Genomic DNA, 5731 nt, shown 5'->3' with positions numbered 1-5731 from the left:
TGGCGGGCGCGGCCCGCGGCGGTGTACGAGCCGAGGCTGCCCGCCGCCGAGGCGGCCGAGCGGCGGGCGGCCTTCCGGGCGGCGGTGGCGGCGCTGCCGGGCGGGTCCGCGCTGTCCCGCGGGCCCGCGCTCGCCGAGTCCGCCGTGCCGGGCGGGTCCGCCGTGCCGGGCGGGTCCGCCGTGCCGGGCGGGTCCGCCGTGTCGGGTGGGTCCGCCGAGTCCGGTGGGTCCGCCGCGTCCGGCGTCTCGTCCGGTGGGGGCAGCGCGGGCGGCGTCTCGTCCGCCGCCGACGGCCCGGGGCGCCCGTGACCGTCACCTCCCGCGGCCCGCTGCCGCCCGCCGCCTACGACGTGGCCGTGGTCGGCGCGGGCGTGGTCGGCGCGGCCGTCGCCCGCGAGCTGGCCCGCCACCCGCTGCGTACCGCGCTGCTGGAGGCGTCCGACGACGTGGGCGCGGCCACCTCGAAGGCCAACACCGCGATCCTGCACACCGGTTTCGACGCCGAGCCCGGCACCCTGGAGGCCCGGCTGGTGCGCGAGGGCTACGGCCTGCTGTCCCGGTACGCCGCCGACGCGGGCATCCCCGTCGAACGTACCGGCGCCCTGCTCGTCGCCTGGGACGACGAACAGCTCGCCGCGCTGCCCGCCCTGGCCGCCAAGGCCGACCGCAACGGCCACCGCGGCACCCGGCTGCTCGGGCCGGACGACCTGCGCGCCCGCGAACCGCACCTGGGCCCGGGCGCGCTGGGCGCGCTCGACGTGCCGGGGGAGAGCGTCATCGACCCGTGGTCCACGCTGCTGGCCTACGCGGTGCAGGCCGTACGCGCCGGAGTCGACCTGCACCTGTGCTGCCGGGTGCGGGACGTGGCCCCGGACGCCCCCGGCGGCGGGCACCTGCTGCGCACCAGCCGGGGCCCGCTGCGCGCCCGCTGGCTGGTCAACGCCGCGGGCCTGTACGCCGACGAACTCGACCGGCGCCTGGGCCACGCCGACTTCACCGTCACCCCGCGCCGCGGCGAGCTGGTCGTCTTCGACAAGCTCGCCCGCGGCCTGGTCCGGCACATCCTGCTGCCGGTGCCCACCGCGCTCGGCAAGGGCGTGCTGGTGGCGCCGACCGTGTTCGGCAACGTGCTGCTCGGCCCGACCGCCGAGGACCTGCCCGACAAGGCCGCCACGGCCACGTCGGCCGCGGGCCTGGCGCGGCTGCGCCGGGAGGGCGCGCGCATCCTGCCCGCGCTGCTGGACGAGGAGGTGACGGCCGTGTACGCGGGGCTGCGCGCGGCCACCGAGCACGCCGACTACGCCATCCGCTGCCACCCCGCGCAGCGGTACGTGGCCGTCGGCGGCATCCGCTCCACCGGCCTGACCGCCTCCCTGGCCATCGCCCGGCACGTCGCGGGCCTGCTGGCGGACGCGGGGCTCGGCCTGGGGGAGCCGCGCGAGCTGGAGCCGGTGCCCATGCCGAACCTCGGCGAGGCGTTCCCGCGCCCGTACCAGCGCGCCGAGATGATCGCCGCCGACCCCGCGTACGGCACCCTGGTGTGCTTCTGCGAGCGCGTCAGCCGGGGCGAGATCCGCGACGCGCTGGCCGGGCCCGTACCGCCGCTGTCACTGTCCGGGCTGCGGCGCCGCACGCGTGCGCTCGGCGGCCGGTGCCAGGGCTACCACTGCGGGGCCGCGGTGCGCGCGCAGTTCGCACGGGGGGTGCCCCTGTGAGCGACGGGCGTGCGGCCGCCGGGCCGCGGGTGGCGACGAAAGCGGCAGAGGTGCGCCGCGCGGCCGGAGAAGCGAACGGAAATACGCCGTGAACGGGGAGCGGGTGGCGCGTGCGGTCGATGTGCTCGTGGTCGGCGCGGGTCCGGCCGGGCTGGCCGCCGCCGCCGAGCTGGCCGCGGCCGGGGCCGACGTGGAGGTGATCGAGCGGGAACCGGCGCCCGGCGGCCTGCCCCGGCTCGCCCCGCACCTCGGCTACGGGCCGCGCGACCTGCGGCGGATGCTGACCGGCCGTGCCTACGCCCGGCACCGGGCGGCCGCCGCCGCGCGAGCGGGGGCGCGGGTGCGCACGGGCGTGACCGCGACCGGGTGGGCGGGCCCGCGCACGCTGGAGACCACCGGCCCGGCGGGTCTGGAGCGCATCGCCGCGCGGGCCGTGCTGCTGGCCACCGGCGCCCGCGAACGCCCGCGCGCGGCACGGTGGATTCCCGGCGACCGCCCGGCGGGCGTGCTGACCTCCGGCGAGCTGCACCGGACGGTGTACGGGGCGGACGGCCTGCCGGGCGTGCGCGCCCCCGACGGCCACCTGCCGGACGTACCGGACCCGGACCCGGACGCGGCCGGGCGGCGGGCCGCCGGACCGCTCGGCGGCCGGGCGGTGGTGGTCGGCGCCGAGCACGCCGGATACCGCGCCGCCCTCGCCCTGCGCGCGGCGGGTGTCGAGGTCGCCGCCCTGGTCACCGACCTGCCCCGGCACCAGGCGCACCCGGCCGTCGCGCTGGCCGCGCGGCTGCGGCACGGTCTGCCGCTGCTCACGTCCGCCACCGTGACCGGGCTGACCGGCCGGGGACGGGCGGCGGGCGTGGCCGTGCGGCACGCCGACGGCCGTACGGCGGTGATCGGCTGCGACACGGTCGTCCTCACCGGCGACTGGGTGCCCGAGCACGAGCTGGCCCGGCTCGGCGGCCTCGCCCTCGACCCCGGCACCCGGGGCCCGGCCGTGGACGCGGGCCTGGCCACCTCCGAACCCGGCGTGTTCGCCGCGGGCGACCTGGCGGGCCCGGGCGGCACGGCGGGCGCGGCGGCGGTGGCCGGTCGGCGGGCCGCGGCGTCGGTGCTGCGCTACCTGGCCCGGGAGGGCCGCGAGGAAGGGGGCGGCGGCGCGCCGCTGGCCGTACGGGCCGAGCCGCCGCTGCGCTGGGTCGTGCCGCAGCGCGCCGACCCCGACGGGCCCCCGCCGCCGTTCGGCCACTTCAGCCTGCGCACCGCGCGGGTGCTGCACCGGCCGCTGCTGGTGGTACGGCAGGACGGGCGGGTGCTGCACCGGCACCGGCTGGCCGGAACGGCCGTGCCGCACCGGCCGCTGCGGCTGCCCGCCGGGTGGCTGGGCCGGGCCGACCCGCGCGGCGGCCCGCTGCTGGTCGGCTGCGGCTGAACAGGCTGCCCGGCCGGTCGGGTGACGGCCCGTCAGACGGAGCGGCGCGGCGCGAGCAGGGTCAGGGCGTGCCGCAGCGCGGAGGGGTCGGTGGTGGGCGGGTCGGGCCGCGGCGGCTCCGCCCAGTGCGTCCCGGGCGGCCGGGCGCGGGACAGGCAGGGCAGGACCAGGTACGAGCCCTGGCCGAGCGCCCGGCCGTCCGGCAGGTCCCAGCGCTCGGCGGCGCCGCGGGGGACGAGGAAGTACAGGCACGGGTCGGCGCCTCCGGGGTCGGCGACGACCGGGCCGACCGGGTCGGGGAACGCGTACCGCAGCAGGTGGAGCACTTGGTCGGCGGCGGGCTGCCGGACGCGGACGGCGTCCCACCACACGCCCGCGGGCACGGCTCCGAGGGTCGGCTCGCGCGGCACCCACGGCGGCCGGGCGAGGGGTTCGCCGGGGTCGGCGCGCCTCGTGCGCGGGGCCCGGTCGGAGTACAGGCCGTTGGCGTACGGGGTGTCGGCGTACGGGTCTTCGGTGTCGGGCTTTTCGGCGCGCGGGATGTCGGCGTACGGGATGTCGGCGTAACGGTTTTCGGTGTACGGGTTTTCGGTGTACGGGCTGTCGGTGTACGGGTCTTCGGCGTACTGGTCGGCCCGGACGTACCGGCCGTCGGACGGATGCGGTGCCTGGTCCTGGCACGTCGCGGGCCCGTGGCGATAGGGCAGCATGCGTCGGTCCCCCTCCCCCTGGGCGGCCCATCTCGGCGCGCGGCGGCACGGCAGGGCGTGTCCGACGCGGCTCGGCGCGGTGGCGCGCCGAGCGGTGGCGCACGGCGTTCCCACGCGCGCGATCGAAATCGACCGCAGGTTGATTAGTTTTGAATTAAATTCAACCTGTAATTGAGACGGGGTGTTGAGAGTCTAGACTCGGGGCCGCTGTCACTGTCAACTACTGGTTGAAGCGTGCGAACTGAGCGTGCGTGGCACCGGTGGCACCGGCGCACTCCGGCCGCGGCTGCCCGGGACGGCGCGCCACGCGGGCAGCGAGGAAGAGGCCCATGACGGGAACAGCGGCACCGGGCGCCGGCGCGTCGGGAGCAGAGGAAGCAGAAGGAGCAGAGGAAGCCGAGGAGCGCGCGCGCCCCGGCGCACCGGAGCGCACCGGCCGCGCCGGGCCGGGCCCGGTGCGCGCCGTCGTCCTCGGCGGCGGCCTCGCGGGCCTGCTGGCCGCCGCCGCGCTCGCTCCGCACGCCGACGAGGTGACCGTCGTGGAGCGGCACGCGCTGCCCGCGGGCCCCGGGCCGCGGCAGGGCGTGCCGCAGGCCCGGCACGCGCACCTGCTGTGGTCCGGAGGCGTGCGGGCCGCCGAGCGGCTGCTGCCGGGGCTCACCGGAGCCTGGCTGGCCGCGGGCGCGCGGCGGTTCGACGTGCCCGGCGACCTGGTCACGCTCATGCCGCCCGGCGCCTGGCTGCGCCGCGGCCCCGCCGTGCACTACCTGGTGGCGTGCAGCCGCGACCTGCTGGACTGGGTGGTGCGGGACCGGGTGCTGGCCGACCCGCGGGTCACCCTGCTGCCCGGCACCCGCGCCACCGGACTGCTCGGCGACGCCGCCCGGGTCACCGGCGCCCGGGTGCGCGACGAGGAGTCCGGGGCCGCCACCGCGCTGCCCGCGGACCTGGTGGTGGACGCCACGGGCCGGGCCGGCCGGACCGGCGCCTGGCTGGCGGGCCTCGGCCTGCCCGCCGTACGGGAGCAGACCGTCGACGCCGGACTCGCCTACGCCACGCGCGTCTTCCACGCTCCCGAGGCGGCCGGGCCCGCGTTCCCGGTCGTCAACGTGCAGGCCGACCCGCACGACGGCCGCCCGGGCCGCAGCGCGACCCTGTTGCCCGTCGAACAGGGCCGCTGGCTGGTCACGGCCGCCGGCACCCGCGGCGCCGAACCGCCGGTCACCGACGAGGGCTTCACCGGCTTCCTCCGCGAGCTGCGGCACCCGGTGATCGCCGACCTGGTGGCCCGCGCGCGGCCGGCCGGACCGGTCCACGGCTCGCGCAGCACCGCCAACCGCCGCCGGTTCTTCGAGCGGATGCCGCGCTGGCCCGACGGGTTCGTGGCGCTCGGCGACGCCGTGGCGACGTTCAACCCGGTCTACGGGCACGGCATGACCGTCGCCGCGCAGGGCGCCGCGGCCCTGCGCGACGGCCTGGACCGGTACGGGCCCCGGCCGGGCACCGCGCGCCGCGTGCAGCGGGCGGTGGGCCGGGCGACCGAGGGCGCCTGGGGCACGGCCGTCACCCAGGACGTCCTCTATCCGGACGCCGTCGGCCCCCGGCCCACGCTCGCCGTACGCGCCTTCCAGCGCTACCTCGACCGGCTGATGACGGCCGCGAACGACCGGCCCGCGGCGCTGGCCGCGCTCTTCGACGCCTTCACCCTCTCCGGCCCGATGACCCGCCTGGTCGCGCCGCGCGCGGTGCTGGCCGCGCTCCGGGGCCCGGGCGGCAGCCCGCTCGCCGGACCGCCGCTGACGCCCGCCGAGCAGGCCGTGCTGACCGCCGGCGACGGCCGGGGCTGACCCGGCGCGGCCGGGCACCCCCGAGGC

At 79.4% G+C, this 5731-nt stretch carries 5 protein-coding genes; 4 read left to right on the top strand and 1 reads right to left on the bottom strand.

Translation table 11 applies throughout. The features are described from left to right. The 3 genes from RKE29_RS27375 to RKE29_RS27365 form a co-directional block, all read left to right on the top strand. Window positions 1-309, top strand: a 309-nt coding sequence (locus RKE29_RS27375) for a hypothetical protein (protein ID WP_312008355.1), incomplete at its 5' end; no start/stop codon positions are given. After that, entirely contained in the window at window positions 306-1715 is a 1410-nt protein-coding gene (locus RKE29_RS27370; RefSeq protein ID WP_312008354.1) for an NAD(P)/FAD-dependent oxidoreductase, read from the top strand. The genes RKE29_RS27375 and RKE29_RS27370, both read left to right, overlap by 4 nt. An 88-nt stretch (window positions 1716-1803) precedes the next feature. Next, on the top strand, window positions 1804-3147 hold the full coding sequence (locus RKE29_RS27365) for an FAD-dependent oxidoreductase (protein WP_312008353.1): 1344 nt from the start codon (window positions 1804-1806) through the stop codon (window positions 3145-3147). Window positions 3148-3179: 32 nt separating this feature from the next. Here the strand turns inward: RKE29_RS27365 and RKE29_RS27360 are convergent, their stop codons facing one another. Continuing rightward, window positions 3180-3857, bottom strand: coding sequence for a hypothetical protein (locus RKE29_RS27360; protein ID WP_312008352.1), 678 nt, complete (start codon window positions 3855-3857; stop codon window positions 3180-3182). A 329-nt stretch (window positions 3858-4186) separates the two neighbouring features. Between RKE29_RS27360 and RKE29_RS27355 the strand changes: the two genes are divergently transcribed. Then, on the top strand, window positions 4187-5704 hold the full coding sequence (locus tag RKE29_RS27355) for an FAD-dependent monooxygenase (RefSeq protein ID WP_312008351.1): 1518 nt from the start codon (window positions 4187-4189) through the stop codon (window positions 5702-5704). The last annotated feature ends 27 nt before the right edge of the window (window positions 5705-5731 follow it).

The organism is Streptomyces sp. B1866 (genome assembly GCF_031932565.1).
GTDB lineage: Bacteria > Actinomycetota > Actinomycetes > Streptomycetales > Streptomycetaceae > Streptomyces.
Note: the sequence above shows the minus strand (reverse complement) of the source record. Positions and strands in the feature narration are given on the sequence as shown.